This window comes from Nonomuraea turkmeniaca (genome assembly GCF_005889735.1).
In the GTDB taxonomy this organism is placed as follows: domain Bacteria; phylum Actinomycetota; class Actinomycetes; order Streptosporangiales; family Streptosporangiaceae; genus Nonomuraea; species Nonomuraea turkmeniaca.
In genome coordinates this window covers 1-14,457 of record NZ_VCKY01000260.1, presented here as the reverse complement: position 1 = coordinate 14,457, position 14,457 = coordinate 1, and the positions used below count along the sequence as shown (strand labels likewise).

General features: G+C 66.8%; 13 protein-coding genes. 7 read left to right on the top strand and 6 right to left on the bottom strand.

The window, feature by feature from the left end:
• Window positions 1–74 precede the first annotated feature (74 nt).
• Complete coding sequence (locus ETD86_RS45530; protein WP_246149286.1) at window positions 75–632, bottom strand: DUF1707 SHOCT-like domain-containing protein; 558 nt, start codon at window positions 630–632, stop codon at window positions 75–77.
• A gap of 201 nt (window positions 633–833) precedes the next feature.
• Here ETD86_RS45530 and ETD86_RS45525 point away from each other — a divergent pair, with 201 nt between their 5' ends.
• The gene (locus ETD86_RS45525) at window positions 834–2,150 is read left to right on the top strand and encodes a KamA family radical SAM protein (RefSeq protein ID WP_138672851.1); all 1,317 of its coding nucleotides are present in this window, start codon (window positions 834–836) and stop codon (window positions 2,148–2,150) included.
• A gap of 398 nt (window positions 2,151–2,548) precedes the next feature.
• The gene (locus tag ETD86_RS45520) at window positions 2,549–3,562 is read left to right on the top strand and encodes a hypothetical protein (protein ID WP_138672850.1); all 1,014 of its coding nucleotides are present in this window, start codon (window positions 2,549–2,551) and stop codon (window positions 3,560–3,562) included.
• Between the two features lie 591 nt (window positions 3,563–4,153).
• Here ETD86_RS45520 and ETD86_RS56100 read toward each other — a convergent pair.
• The 3 genes from ETD86_RS56100 to ETD86_RS45510 form a co-directional block, all read right to left on the bottom strand.
• Entirely contained in the window at window positions 4,154–4,309 is a 156-nt protein-coding gene (locus tag ETD86_RS56100) for a hypothetical protein (RefSeq protein WP_170223625.1), read from the bottom strand.
• A gap of 374 nt (window positions 4,310–4,683) precedes the next feature.
• On the bottom strand, window positions 4,684–5,550 hold the full coding sequence (locus ETD86_RS45515; RefSeq protein WP_211370722.1) for an ABC transporter ATP-binding protein: 867 nt from the start codon (window positions 5,548–5,550) through the stop codon (window positions 4,684–4,686).
• Window positions 5,543–6,478 (bottom strand): ABC transporter permease, encoded by a 936-nt coding sequence (locus tag ETD86_RS45510; RefSeq protein WP_138672849.1) that lies wholly within the window; start codon window positions 6,476–6,478, stop codon window positions 5,543–5,545. The genes ETD86_RS45515 and ETD86_RS45510 overlap by 8 nt, the downstream gene beginning before the upstream one ends.
• Window positions 6,479–6,952: 474 nt before the next feature.
• Here ETD86_RS45510 and ETD86_RS45505 point away from each other — a divergent pair, with 474 nt between their 5' ends.
• The 5 genes from ETD86_RS45505 to ETD86_RS45485 all read left to right on the top strand — a co-directional run bounded on the left by ETD86_RS45505 (window position 6,953) and on the right by ETD86_RS45485 (window position 12,650).
• A complete protein-coding gene (locus ETD86_RS45505; protein ID WP_170223626.1) occupies window positions 6,953–8,596 on the top strand; it encodes a peptide ABC transporter substrate-binding protein in 1,644 nt (547 codons plus the stop codon).
• Between the two features lie 127 nt (window positions 8,597–8,723).
• Entirely contained in the window at window positions 8,724–9,668 is a 945-nt protein-coding gene (locus ETD86_RS45500) for an ABC transporter permease (protein WP_138672848.1), read from the top strand.
• Window positions 9,661–10,602, top strand: coding sequence for an ABC transporter permease (locus ETD86_RS45495; RefSeq protein ID WP_138672847.1), 942 nt, complete (start codon window positions 9,661–9,663; stop codon window positions 10,600–10,602). The genes ETD86_RS45500 and ETD86_RS45495 overlap by 8 nt, the downstream gene beginning before the upstream one ends.
• Window positions 10,603–10,615: 13 nt before the next feature.
• Entirely contained in the window at window positions 10,616–11,650 is a 1,035-nt protein-coding gene (locus tag ETD86_RS45490) for an ABC transporter ATP-binding protein (protein WP_138672846.1), read from the top strand.
• A complete protein-coding gene (locus ETD86_RS45485; protein WP_138672845.1) occupies window positions 11,637–12,650 on the top strand; it encodes an ABC transporter ATP-binding protein in 1,014 nt (337 codons plus the stop codon). Before ETD86_RS45490 ends, ETD86_RS45485 begins: the two co-directional genes overlap by 14 nt.
• 82 nt (window positions 12,651–12,732) lie before the next feature.
• Here ETD86_RS45485 and ETD86_RS45480 read toward each other — a convergent pair whose 3' ends face one another.
• Together ETD86_RS45480 and ETD86_RS45475 are read right to left on the bottom strand one after the other, a co-directional pair.
• On the bottom strand, window positions 12,733–13,917 hold the full coding sequence (locus ETD86_RS45480; protein ID WP_138672844.1) for a lipid-transfer protein: 1,185 nt from the start codon (window positions 13,915–13,917) through the stop codon (window positions 12,733–12,735).
• Window positions 13,914–14,318 (bottom strand): Zn-ribbon domain-containing OB-fold protein, encoded by a 405-nt coding sequence (locus ETD86_RS45475; RefSeq protein ID WP_138672843.1) that lies wholly within the window; start codon window positions 14,316–14,318, stop codon window positions 13,914–13,916. The genes ETD86_RS45480 and ETD86_RS45475 overlap by 4 nt, the downstream gene beginning before the upstream one ends.
• Window positions 14,319–14,457: the final 139 nt, after the last annotated feature.

Sequence of the window (14,457 nt, the reverse complement as noted above, 5' to 3'; positions counted from 1 at the left end):
GCGTAAGGGATGGGTGTTCTGAGGACTTCGGCCATGTGCGGCGGGTGGGGGCGGCAGTGCGTGAAAGCTGGGTCTTAATGCAGGTTCCAGTCGTCCTTACCTCGGGACACGATCACCTTCGAGAACTTCGACTTCCCCGTCACCCGGATCAACGGCCCGTCGGCATGGGATCCGCCCGTCACGCTGCGCTTGCCGAACATCGATCCGCCCTCGTCGATGACGTGGGCATTGTCCGGAACACGTACGATGAGCTTGCTGAACCAGGCGTTCGTCTCGATCGTGATCTCCCGTCCGGGCAGCACGGCGTCGGACAGGTCGATGATGAGCGCCCCGAAGCGCGCGGTGAGCGTGGTGTTGCGGGACGCCACCCAGCGGCCCTTTCGCACGATCTTGCTGAACTTCGAGTCGATCACCTGCCGCTCGATGGTGGCGGGCACGCTGGACGTGGACACCTCGGGCAGGTCCCGGGTCAGAGGGACGAGCTCGCCGACCGTCTTCGCCGTGTAGGCGATGTCCAGGCGGTCCGCGTGCTCGACGCTGGTCAGTCTTCCTGTGGCGAGCGCCTCGCTCAACACCGCGGCCACGCGGTCGCGGTCGGTGTCCGAGGCGCGCAGGTCCGGATCGTCGGTCACGAAAAATCAGTGTAAGCCCATTCGCGATATGTCGCGAGTGCCGTGAACCGATTGTTGATCATTTCCGTGAACCTGAGGGAAAACTTGGAGGCCAGCGGAACCGCTGACGCGCCGAGGAGCGTCCGGGTATTAAGAACCGTAGACGCGCGACAGGGTCGTGAGGTTTACACCCGATCGAACAAAAAAGATGGGAAAGGCCTAGTGATCTTGAACCAAGCTGGCACGCGGCGCTTCAAGGCGTACACGTCCAAGCATCTCGACGAGCTCCTCCAGCGGGCGGGGCTCGGCGATGAGGAGCGGCTGAAGGTCCGCGCCGTGGCCACGGTGCTGCCGTTCCGGACGAACGCCTACGTCGTGGATGAACTCATAGATTGGTCGGCAGCGCCCGACGACCCCATCTACCGGCTCGTCTTCCCGCAGGAGGACATGCTGCCCGCTGCCGACGTCGCCAGGCTGGCCGATCTGCTGAAGGCCGAAGCGCCCAACGCCGAGATCCAGGCCGAAGCGAATCGGGTACGCGCCCAGCTCAACCCACACCCCGCCGGCCAGAAGGAGCTCAACGTCCCGAAGATGGACGACGAGCCTGTGCCGGGCATGCAGCACAAATATCACGAAACCGTGCTGTTCTTCCCCAAGCAGGGGCAGACCTGTCACGCGTACTGCACCTACTGCTTTCGATGGGCGCAGTTCGTCGGTGACGCGGACCTGAAGTTCGCCTCCGACGACATCGGCCAGATGGTCAGCTACATTCGCCGGCATCCCGAGGTCACCAGCGTCCTGATCACCGGTGGCGACGCCATGATCATGGGTGAGCCCGTCATCCGGCGATATATCGAGCCGCTGCTCGATCTGGAGCAACTGGAGTCCATCAGGATCGGCACCAAGGCGCTGGCCTACTGGCCGCAGCGTTTCATCACCGATCCCGACGCGGATGCCACGCTCGGCCTGTTCGAAGAGGTGGTGAACGCGGGCAAGAACCTCGCGTTCATGGCCCACTTCACGCACCCGCGCGAGCTGGAGTCGCCGCTGGTCGAATCAGCGGTCAAGCGCATTATCGGCAGCGGTGCCACGATCAGGACCCAGGCGCCGCTGATCAGGTCCATCAACGACGATCCCGCCGTGTGGTCCTCCATGTGGCGGCAGCAGCACAGGATGGGGATGATCCCCTACTACATGTTCATCGAGCGCGACACCGGGCCGCAGGATTACTTCGCCGTTCCATTGGTTCGCGCCTATGAGATCTTCAGGGACGCTTACTCGACGGTGTCCGGGCTCTGCCGTACGGTCCGGGGCCCGTCCATGTCTGCCACGCCAGGCAAGGTATGCGTCGACGGTGTCACGGAAATCGCCGGGGAGCAGGTCTTCATGCTCCACTTCATTCAGGCGCGCGACCCCTCGCTGGTGGGGCGGCCGTTCTTCGCGCGCTACGACCCGACGGCGGTCTGGCTGACCGATCTGCGCCCGGCCTTCGCCGAGCGTTTTCCCTTCGAGCCGGCCGAAGCACTGCTGCCGGCCTGACAGGTCCAGCGCGTCCACTGACCGGAAAATCTGCACCCCTCCTGCCCGGCACAATTGTTTTCACGACCCATTGTGCACGGGCCGGAGGGGTGCTCTGCTGCTTCCTGCGGACGCCCCCAATCGCCTGCGCTGTATCGGAAACAAGACCCGCCTATTTCCGTTTTGTCTTCCCTATCAACGCCGCCCCTTTACTCGGTAACCAGGCTGCAAACCCCTGCTACATGGGCATTCATGCGCCTGCGGTCGATCACAGCGAGTGATAGAACTGCTTGCGTAGCTCAGCCGCGACGCCACGCTTCGTGTGGTGCCCATAGCGTGCACGACGCGGCATACGGGGGTTATCGATTCGCATTTCCACCGCATTCGAGAGCGATCGATCACGAGCCGGGAAGGCAATCATGAATCGAGTAGTCAAGGCGGCGGTCGCCGTCACAGCATTCGGCTTGGCGGCGGCTTTGGCCGTGCCAGCTCAAGCGGAAGTCCAATACAACACCGCCAGGTACGCTCCCACCGATGGCCTGGGCGAGGGCGCCAACCTAGCAGGCAGTCCGCTCGGCGGTCTCCTGAGCGGCGTCACCGGCGGCGGTCTGCTCGGCGGGCTGCTGGGCGGCATCGCCAAGCCCAAGTCCGCTGACGCCGCGCCGGCGACCTCCAGCGGCCGGATGACCGAGGCCGAGCGCGACGCCGTCATAGCGGCGCAGGGCAGGAGCCGCGCGGGCGCCGATCCCAACGCGGCCGAGGACGTCACCCGCCTCGGCGGGCCGTTGCCCGAGCTGTCGCCCATCGTCAGTCAGCTTCCGCTCGGCGGCGGCGGCCTGACCGAGTCGCTGCCCGTCCTGTCGGGCGCGGCCCGTTTCGCAAAGCCGGCCACTCCGTCCGCCAAGACCGCCAGGCAGCGCCAGAGCGAGCCGGTCACCGCCGGCAGGACCGCGCGCGACACCTTCGGGTCCGTGGGCGGCATGGTCGACTCCTACGTCCAGGGTGCCGTGACCAAGCTGTCCGGCACCGGCCTGCTGGCCGACACCGGTGCGACCGCGACGGGCTCCAGCATCGCCGCCGCCGACACCATGAGCAGCGCCACCAAGGGCTTCGAGTCCCTGACCAGCGAATCCATGCTGGCGCGCGTCGGCCAGGCGGCCAAGAACGCGCTGCCCAGCCTCACGCAGGGCGAGGTGTCCCCGATGGTCGGGCGGGTCGCTCCCGCCGAGGTCGCCCCGGTCGTAGAGGCGCTGCCGGGCACGACTCAGACGGCCACCATGGACGAGCTCACCCCGCTGGTCGAGGAGGCCTCCGGCGCCGTCTCCGCCAAGGGGACCGCGGCCACCGGCGCCTACAGCGACCTGATGACCGCCCTCGGGTGGACCTCCAGCGCGCTGACCAGCTCGGTGCGGGACTCCTGGGTTCACGAGTAGACGCGAGATGAAAGCGGAGAACGCGGCTCGCCGAGAGCCGGCATGGCGGTTCGCGGGCGTCACAGGTGCCGACGCCCACGAACCGGTCGTGGTGGTGGCAGCTCGTTCCGAACGCTAGCGGTGCCCAACGGCGTGAATTCCTAGGCCACGCCGACAGGGGTTACGTGTGCCGCGCCGTTCTTACACTGCAGGGCGGCGGCGCGGCACACCAACCCGACATCCATCTGATCTCTTACGCGCGGTTCCTCCACGCGCCGCCGTGGCCCTGACGCCACCTATCCTCTACGCGCTGCCGTGGCTCTTACGACGCCCATCCTCTACGCGCTGCCGTGGCCCTGACGCCACCCATCCTTTACGCGCTGCCGTGGCCTCCCACCCGCCGCACTTCGGCTGAGGGCCCTCCAGGGAACGGCCTCTGACCCTTCACCGGCGGGGCCGCCGATACGGAGCGCATTCTTGACCCCCTACGGCTGAAGTGTGTCATCCGCTTACGGCCGGAGGTGTGGGCCACCTACGGCTCCAGAGACCTTGCTCGCCCACGGGCTCGATGCCCTACCCGCCCATGGCTCCGACCTCCCGGATCCTTGCGTGTCAGGGTAGGCGGACGCCTGTGCGGCGGGCTATTTGTGCTTGCAGTCTGGCCATCTGCCAGTGCAGCTCGATGAGCTGCTCAGCGAGCCGCATCCGGGGAATCTCGGACACGTCCTCGGTGGCCAGGTGGTCGATCGCGGCCGAAAGTTCTCCCATCGCGCGTCCCCACTCCATCACCGGTCCTAGGTTCGAAACGACGTTCGAATCCTACCGGAACTGGTGGCTCGCTGTCAGTCATTCGCCACAGCAGTCGCGCTGGTTTCGCACACAAGATCGAAAGCGTGCGCGAGTCCAGCAAGCCCACGGACCTGGTCAACGTCGGCTCGCGTAACGGCGCTCGGCCGGTGAAGGGTCAGAGGCCGTTTCCCTGGAGGGCCCTCAGCCGAAGTGCGGCGGGTGGGAGGCCGCGGCAGCGCGTAATGGATCGGCGTCGTTACGGCCGCGGCGGCGCGTAAGAGACGAGTCTCGGGGCCGGCCGAAGTGCGGCGTGGGAGGCCACGGCACCGCGTCATAGATCAAATGGGTTGGGATCAGCCCTTGTTGTAGGCGGAGATGACTTCCTTCGGGTCGCCGTCCATTTTGATCTTGCCCTTGTGCAGCCAGATCACGCGGTTACAGGTCTCCTCGATGACCTTGAGGTCGTGGGCCACGAGGAAGACGGTGCCGGCGGACTCCCGGATCTGGCGGATGCGCTCTTCGCTCTTCTTGCGGAACTCGCGGTCGCCGGTGGCCAGGGCCTCGTCGATGAGCAGGACGTCGTGGGTCTTGGCGGAGGAGATGGCGAAGCGCAGGCGGGCGCCCATGCCGGAGGAGTAGGTGGACATGGGCAGCTGGACGAACTCATCGATGCCGGAGAAGTCGACGATCTCCTGGTATTTCTCCCGGACCTCGGCCGGGGTCATGCCCATGGCGTAGCAGCCGAGCACGATGTTGCGCTCGCCGGTCAGCTCGCGCATGAGGGCGGCGTTGACGCCCAGCAGCGAGGGCTGGCCGTCGGTGTAGACGGCGCCCTTGTGCGGCGGCAGCAGGCCCGCGATCGCACGCAGCAGCGTGGACTTGCCCGACCCGTTGCGGCCCACGATGCCGATGGCGTCGCCGTGGTAGGCCACGAACGTGACGCCCTTGACCGCGTGGACCTCTTTCATCTGCGGACGCCCCTGGCGCCTCAGGAGGCGCGTGAGGGCGTTGACCGCGTTGCCCTTCTCGTTGTCCGACGCCGCGCCGTAGACGCGGTAGACGATGTGGAGGTCGTCGACGATGACGGTCGGAGTGCCCGTGGGGACGTCGAGCGGCCGCTTGCCCGAGGGCTCCGGGTTGGGATGCACCCTCACATCCTTGCCGGGGACGGCGGGCTTCTCGCCGTTCACCTGTGAAAGCTCCTTGGTCAATTCAGCCACGCCCGTACCTCTCCTCGGCTCGCCAGAAGTACCAGAAACCGAAGCCGAGAGCGAACACCGCCCAGAATACGCAAGACACCCACACCATTGTCGGGGGGTGGTGGCCGAACTCGGGGCGGTAGGTCTTGATCAGGATCTCGCGCATCCACTCGATGTAGGACGCGGCCGGGTTGAGATACATCACGTTGGCGACCCACTGCGGCAGCTCTGCGGACTTCACCACCTTGTCCTGAATGGAGAAGAAGACGCCGGAGGCGTAGAGCCAGGTGCGCGTGATGAACGGCAGCAACTGGTTGAGGTCGCGCATCGTGGCTCCGAGCCGGGCGATCACCAGGCCTGCCCCGATGTTGAACATCGTCTGGAGGAGCAGCACGACCGGGATCATGAGCCAGTACCAGGTCGGCCATTCCTGAGTGGCGACCACGAGAGCGAGGAGCACGCCCATCGAGATGGCGAGCTGCTGGAGCTCCTGGATCGTGTACGCCAGCGGCAGCGAGGCGCGGGGGAAGTGCAGGGCCCGGATCATCGAGAGGTTGCCCGAGATCGACTTGGCGCCCGCAGTGATGGTCCGCTGCGTGTAGGTGAAGACGAACATCCCGGTCAGCAGGAACGCCGGGTAGTTGATGATGTCCTTGCTGCCACCCAGGATGACGCCGAACATCACGAAGTAGATGGCGGCGTTCAGGAGCGGCGTGAGCACCTGCCACAGCTGGCCCAGGGCCGAGCTGGAGTATTTCGAGACGTTGCGTGAGGTCGCGTACGTCAGGATGAAGTGTCGCCGCTCCCACAGCTGGCGCAGGTAGACAGGGAACCTCGGCCGCGCGATGGCACGGCGAAGCCCATATCGCTTGGCGAGCTTGGCCAGCGGCTCCTGCCCGCTTCGGCCGCCCGCCTGGGCGTCCGCGACAGCGGATTCCGGCTGGCTCATGGCAAGGACTCTATTGGATCCCGGTCGGTGGGGTGCCTGTCGCACGGGACGGCGACAGTCAGTTGGACGGAGTCTTGGGGCGCGGGGTTCCAAGGCGCCGTCAAGACCTGCTCAACCGTAGCCCAGGGCGGCGCGGTGTGGTGGCAAGGGCGCGAGCACCGTCTTGTAGGGGGTATTTTTCATCGACTGTTCATGTCCTGACTTGACCGGTTGTTGGTGGTTTGTACGCTTTAGTACTGATCGCACGGAATGTCTGTGACGTTGGATAGGCATACGTGTGACCGAACTGCAACGCGCCAGAGACTCGCTGGTGGCAAGTAGTAAGAGATAGTCGCGATCGACTGGCAGGGCGTTCAGCTGGCATGACCATGTCGGCCAAACCCGGGGGAGATACCAGGCCTCTCCCGTCAGGCTGCTCACATCGCCGCAGCTCAGTGCTGTACGCCCACTGTAGAGGGAGGAATTTCTTTCACCATGCGTGTTACTAAGGGCGCACAGATCGTCGCCGGTACCGCGCTGCTCGCCCTCGCGGTTGCCGCGTGTGGCGGCGGTGCCTCGGACAACGGCGGCACTGCCGCGGGTGGCGGCTCCGCAGAAACGCCGGTCCGCATGGAGCTCGGTGAGCCCCAGGAGCTCCTGGTGCCGTCGAACACCACTGAGTCCGAGGGCTCTGAGACCCTCGCCGCGCTTTTCGAGCCCCTCGTCAACTACGACGAGAACAAGAACGCTGTTGAGGCCGCGGCCGAGTCGATCACCAGTGATGACCAGAAGGTCTGGACGATCAAGCTCAAGTCCGGATACACCTGGCACAACGGCGAGCCCCTCATCGCCCAGAACTACGTGGACGCGTGGAACTACGCGGCCAACCAGGAGAACGCCCAGAGCGCCGGCTACTTCTTCGGCCGCGTCGACGGCTTCGCCGACCTGAACCCGGGCGAGGGCAAGCCGGTCACCACCAAGACCATGAAGGGCCTGGAGGCCGTCGACGACACGACGCTGAAGGTCACCCTCACGGCGCCGTTCTCGCAGTTCAAGGTCATGCTCGGCTACACCGCCTTCTACCCGCTGCCCAAGGCCGCCTTCGGCCCCGACGGCAAGGTGACGCAGGCGTACGGCGAGCAGCCCATCGGCCAGGGCATGTTCAAGATGGACAAGCCCTATAAGAAGGGCACCGACCAGACCATCGACATGACGGTCTACGACAAGTACCCGGGTACGAAGCCGAAGAACTGGACCAAGCTCCAGTTCAAGCTCTACACCGACTCGGACGTCGCGTTCAACGACCTCCAGGCCAACAACCTGGACATCCACGACTCGCTCAGCCCGGCCGCCATCTCCACGGCCAAGAGCACCCTCGGCGAGCGGTACCAGGACCAGCCCGACGCCGGCGTCGGCTACATCGGCGTTCCGCTCAAGTACAACCCCGAGCTGAACAAGGTCGACGTCCGCAAGGCCATCTCGATGGCCATCGACAGGAAGACCATCGCCGAGACCGTCTTCTCCGGCACTCGCGCGCCGGCCGACGACTTCATCAACCCGGCCATCGCGGGCTACCGCCAGGGCGCCTGCAAGGCCTGCACGTACAACCCGGCCGAGGCCAAGAAGCTGTACGAGGCCGCCGGCGGCCCCAAGACGCTTGAGCTCGGCTACAACGCGGACGGCGGCCACAAGGAGTGGATGGAGGCGGTGGCCAACAACCTCCGCTCCAACCTGGGCATCGAAGCGCAGGCCAAGCCCTTCGAGAAGTTCGCCAGCATCCTGGACGAGCTGGACGCCAAGACGTACAAGGGCCTGTTCCGTATGGGCTGGGCCATCGACTACCCGTCGGCGGAGAACTACCTGTCGCCGATCTTCAGCACCGGCGCCATCCAGACCGGGTCGAACTACGGTGGCTACTCCAACAAGAAGTTCGACGACCTGATCGCCCAGGGTGACCAGGCCGCCACGGTCGAAGAGGGTCTGAAGTTCTACCAGCAGGCCGACGACATCCTGAATGAAGAACTGCCGTACATCCCCGTGTACTTCTACCGGAACAACTCCGGCTACTCCACCAGTGTCAAGAACGTCAAGATCAATCTGCTGAACCAGATTGAGTGGGCCGACGTCGAGAAGGCCTGACGGTCGTTCCCGGGGGCGGGCGCGGGCGCCGCGCCCGCCCCTCCAGGGGTTAGCGGAGGAGGCGGCTCCCCGGCCGGAACCAATATGGTCGAGGGGGTGGCCTTCTTCGCATGTACGGGAGGCTTAAATGGGCCGTTACATCATCAGACGTCTGCTCCAGTCGATCCCCGTGTTGTTGGGTGCCACCCTGCTCATCTTCGCCATCGTCTTCGCGCTGCCCGGTGACCCCATCGCGGCGCTGGCGGGCGAGAAGCGGGCGGACCCCAACATCGTCGCGATCCTTCGCGAGCAGTATCACCTCAATGATCCGCTGTTGCTCCAATACTGGCACTACATCAGCGGCGTGCTTTTCCGGTTTGACTTCGGCGTCACCTTCGCCCAGGTGCCCGTGTCCCAGATCATGGCCGGCAAGTTCCAGGTCACGCTGAACCTCGCGGTCACCGCACTGCTGATCGAGGCGTTCATCGGCGTCGGCCTGGGCCTGTGGGCGGCGCTGCGCCGCGGCAAGGCGACCGACACCATGATCCTCGCCTCGACGCTGCTGCTGATCTCGGTGCCGACCCTGGTGTCCGGCTTCATCCTGCAGTTCATTCTGGGAGTGAAGCTCAAGCAGTGGACAGGGCTTGACATCTTCCCGATCGCGGGCATCAGCAACGGCCTGCGCAGCTACCTGCTGCCCGGCTTCGTGCTCGCCGGAGTGTCGATCGCCTATCTCACCCGTCTCACCAGGACCAGCCTGGCCGAGACATTGCGGGCCGACTTCATCAGAACAGCCACCGCCAAAGGGCTGTCGCGGCGGCGCGTCGTCGGCAGGCATGCTCTGCGCAACGCGCTGATCCCGCTCATCACGTTCTTGGGCGCGGACCTGGGCAACCTCATGGGCGGCGCGGTCATCACCGAGCGAATCTTCAACCTGCCGGGCATCGGCCTCCAGTTGTTCGACTCGGTCTATCTCCGAGAGCAGCCGGTGGTCGTCGGCATCGTGACCATCCTGGTGCTGATCTACATCCTGGCCAACCTGGTCGTCGACGTGATGTACGCAGTGCTCGACCCGAGGATCCGCTATGAGTGACATTCGGCCGGGCGGGCCGGTATTCGCCCCAGAGGAAGTCGAAACGCCGCCGAAGGAGGTGTCCAAGTCCTCCAAGCCGGCCAGCCTGTGGACGGACGCCTGGCGCGACCTGCGGCGCAGGCCCATCTTCATCGCGTCGTGCTGCATCATCGCCGTGCTGGTGGTGATGGCGATCTGGCCGTCGCTGTTCAGCTCGATCGACCCGTTCAACGCGAGGACCTGCGAGCTGGCCACCGCCAGGCAGCTGCCCAGCGCCGGGCACCCGTTCGGCCGCGACAACCTGGGCTGCGACCTGTACGCCCGCACCATCTACGGCGCGGCGAACTCGCTGGTGATCGGCATCAGCACCTCGGTCTTCGCGGCGATCATCGGTGGTCTGCTGGGCCTGATCGCCGGCTTCTTCGGCGGCGCCACGGACACCGTGGCCTCGCGCATCACCGAGATCTTCTTCGCCATCCCCAGCATCCTGGGCGCGCTGCTCATCGGCTCGACCTTCCGCGGCAGCGGGCTGGGCATCTGGCTGGTGGTCATCTCACTGACCCTCCTGGGTTGGCCGATGACGTTCCGGATCATGCGGGCGGCGGTCATCACCGCCAAGTCGCAGGACTTCGTGATCGCGGCCAGAGCGCTCGGCGCGGGTTCCGCGCGGATCATGTTCAGACACCTGCTGCCGAACGCGCTCGCCCCGGTGATCGTCGTCGCGACGATCAACCTCGGCGGGTTCATCGCGGCCGAGGCCGCGCTGTCCTACCTGGGCGTGGGCGTGCAGCCGCCGGAGATCTCCTGGGGCCTGATGATCGCGGACGCGCAGCGCAGGTTCCTCGAGGCGCCGCTGCCGCTGATCTTCCCGGCCGTGTTCCTGAGCGTCACCGTGCTCGCGTTCATCATGCTGGGCGATGCCGTGCGCGACGCGCTCGACCCGAAGCTCAGGTAGAAGGGGGGATCAAGTGAAGAGAACGTCACCGGATGTGTTGCCGGCCGAGGGAGGGCACGGCGACCACCCGCTGCTCGCCGTCGACAACCTGCACGTGGAGTTCCGTACGCGTGCCGGCGTCGTGCGGGCCGTGAACGGCGTGAGTTACACGGTCAACCCCGGCGAGACGCTGGCGGTGCTGGGCGAGTCGGGTTCGGGCAAGTCCGTGACGGCCCAGGCCATCATGGGCATCCTGGACATGCCGCCCGCGGTCATCCCCAAGGGGGAGATCCGCTTCAGGGGCACCGACCTGCTGAAGTTGTCGGAAGAGGCCCGTACGCAGGTGCGTGGCCAGCGCATCGCGATGATCTTCCAGGACGCGCTCTCGGCGCTCAACCCGGTGTTCACCGTGGGCTGGCAGATCAGCGAGATGTTCCGGGTGCACCGCGGCATGTCCAAGAGCGACGGCATGAAGAAGGCCGTCGAGCTGATGGACCGCGTCCGCATCCCGGCCGCCAGGCAGCGCGTCAACGACTACCCGCACCAGTTCTCCGGCGGTATGCGGCAGCGCATCATGATCGCGATGTCGATCGCGCTTGACCCCGAGGTGCTGATCGCCGACGAGCCGACCACGGCGCTCGACGTGACGGTCCAGGCGCAGATCATGGAGCTGCTGGCCGACCTGCAGCGCGAAAGCCAGATGGGTCTCATCCTGATCACGCACGATCTGGGCGTGGTCGCGGACGTGGCCGACAAGATCGCCGTCATGTACGCGGGGCGCATCGTGGAGAACGCCCCCGTCCACGACATCTACCGCGCTCCCGCGCACCCGTACACGAAGGGGCTGCTGGAGTCGATCCCCCGGGTCGACCTCAAGGGCCAGGACCTGTACGCCATCAAGGGGCTGCCGCCCAACCTGCTCGAACTGCCGACCGGCTGCGCGTTCCACCCCCGGTGCCCCTACCGGCAGGACAACTGCGTGACCGACAGCCCCCCGCTCTATCAGATCAGCGGCTGGCGCGGCAGCGCCTGCCACTACTGGAGGGAGGTCCTCGATGGCGAGCAGTGACCGCATCCTCGAGGTGCGCGACCTGGTGAAGCACTTCCCGCTGAACCAGGGCATCCTCTTCAAGCGGCAGATCGGCGCCATCAAGGCCGTCGACGGGGTCTCGTTCGACCTGCACAGGGGCGAGACGCTGGGCATCGTGGGCGAGTCGGGCTGCGGCAAGTCCACCCTGGCCAAGGTGCTGATGGCGCTGGAGCGGCCGACCTCGGGCTCGGTGAAGATCAACGGCCGGGACATCGGCCGGGCCAAGGGCGCCGAGCTCAAGCGCATGCGCCGCAACATCCAGATGGTGATGCAGGACCCGTACACCTCGCTGAACCCGCGGATGACCGTGGGTGACATCGTCGGGGAGCCGTACGAGATCCACACCGAGGTGGCGCCGAAGGGTGATCGCCGCAAGAAGGTGCAGGACCTGCTTGAGGTGGTCGGGCTCAATCCCGATCACATCAACCGGTACCCGCACCAGTTCTCGGGCGGCCAGCGGCAGCGCATCGGGATCGCCCGAGGGCTGGCGCTGCAGCCTGAGATCATCGTCTGCGACGAGCCGGTGTCCGCGTTGGACGTGTCGATCCAGGCGCAGGTGATCAACCTGCTGGAGCGGCTGCAGAACGAGTTCCACCTGGCGTACATCTTCATCGCGCACGACCTGTCGGTGGTCCGGCACATCTCCGACCGGGTCGGGGTCATGTACCTGGGCAAGTTCGTGGAGCTCGGTAAGGACACCGAGATCTACGACAAGCCGGCGCATCCGTACACGCAGGCGCTGCTGTCCGCCGTGCCCGTCCCCGACCCGGAGGGGCGGGAGCAGCGGGAGCGGATCATCCTCCAGGGCGACCCGCCGTCGCCGGCCAACCCGCCGTCGGGGTGCCGGTTCCGTACGCGGTGCTGGAAGGCGCAGGAGATCTGCGCCGAGGAGGAGCCGTTGTTGCAGATTCGGCCGGGGACCGGGCACGAAAGCGCCTGCCACTTCGCCGAGACGCACGACGTGGTCCACATCGGCTGACCACCCCGCTGGCGCCAGGCCCTCCGACACCTTCGGAGGGCCTTCGCGCTCCCGCACCCGCTCGGCGCGCCGCCGTCCCCGGTCATCTGGTGGCGACGAGGGCGGAGCCGTGGCCGAAGAGGCCCTGGTTGGCGGCCAGAGCGGCGCGGGGGGCGGGCACCTGGCGGTGGCCGGCCCGGCCGCGGAGCTGGGTGGTCAGCTCGCACAGCTGGGCGATGGCCTGGGCGGGGATCGCCTCGCCGAAGGAGGCCAGGCCGCCTGACGGGTTCACCGGGATACGGCCGCCCAGCGCCGTTTCGCCGGAGCGGAGCAGCTTGTCCGCCTCCCCGGGCGGGCACAGCCCGATGTCCTCCATCCAGTCCAGTTCCAGCGCCGTCGACAGGTCGTACACCTCGGCCAGTGACAGGTCCTCCGGCCCCACCCCGGCCTCCTCGTACGCCGCAGCGGCGATCGCCGCCCTGAACGGTCTCTCCGGCGCCGGTACGGCGGCGCTGGAGTCGGTGGCGAAGTTCGGCAACTCCAGGACCATGTTGGGGAAGGTGGGCGTGACGGTGGAGACGGCGGACAGGAAGACGAGGTCCTGGACGCCACGGCGGCGGGCGTACGACTCCGAGGCCAGCACCACCGCCGCGCCCCCGTCCGAGGTGGCGCAGATGTCCATGAGGCGCAGCGGGTCGGCCACCATGGGCGAGGCCAGCACCTCCTCGACGGTGACGGCCTTGCGGTAGCGGGCCATGGGGTTGAGCGATCCGGCGCGGGCGTTCTTGACCTTGACGGCGGCGAAATCGGCGGGCGTGGAGCCGTACAGGGCCATCCGTCTGCGCGCATAGAGGCCGAAATAGGCGGGATTGGTGGCGCCCAGGAGGCGGAACCTCAGCCAGTCGGGGTCGTCCGGGCGATCGCCGCCGACCGGCTTGAAGAAGCCCTTCGGGGTCGAGTCCGCCCCGATGACGAGGGCGACGTCGCAGAGGCCGGCCAGGATCCGGGTACGGGCGATGTCCAGCGCCTGCGCTCCCGACGCGCAGGCGGCGTAGCAGGAGGCGATGCGGGCCCCGGTCCAGCCGAGAGCCTGGGCGTAGGAGGCTCCGGCGATGAAGCCCGGGTAGCCGTTCCTGATCGTGTCCGCCCCGACCACGTACTGCACGTCCGTCCACACGATCCCGGCGTCGCGCAGAGCCGTGCGGGCGGCCGCGACACCGTACTCCAGGAACGGCCGGCCCCACTTGCCCCACGGATGCATGCCCGTGCCCAGCACCACCACCCTCATGACGCCCGCCTCCACATCCACACCAGCGGTCCGTCGGCCAGCGGCCCGCTGGTGAGCTCCAGCTCCATCCCGACCTCCAGCTGATCCACCGTGAGCCCGGCGACCTGCCCGAGCACCACGATGCCCGCGCCGTCGAGCTCCACCGCGGCGAGCGTCACCGGCTCGTACGGCTGTGCCGCCACGAACGGCGCCGGCGGCGGATAACAGGCGTTCGTGTACGACCAGACGCGCCCGCGCCGCGGCAGCCTGGTCACCTCCATCTCCTCGCCCTCGCACCGAGGATTGGGACAGAACCCGTGCCGGGGAGGGAAGCAGACGGTGCCGCAGGCCGAGCACCGGGTGCCCAGCAGGAAGACCCCGTCGGCGTCGACGGCGAACCAGCCCTCGATCGCATGCGTCATAGCCGGAGTATCACACAAGCGCTTGCTAGGTTGAATCCCTTCCGGTTACGCGATGCGTCGCCAGCACCCAGATCGCCATCGCGGCCACCAGCCCCAGCATGCCCGCCACCACTGCCGTCCTGGACGACGAGTCGGGGGC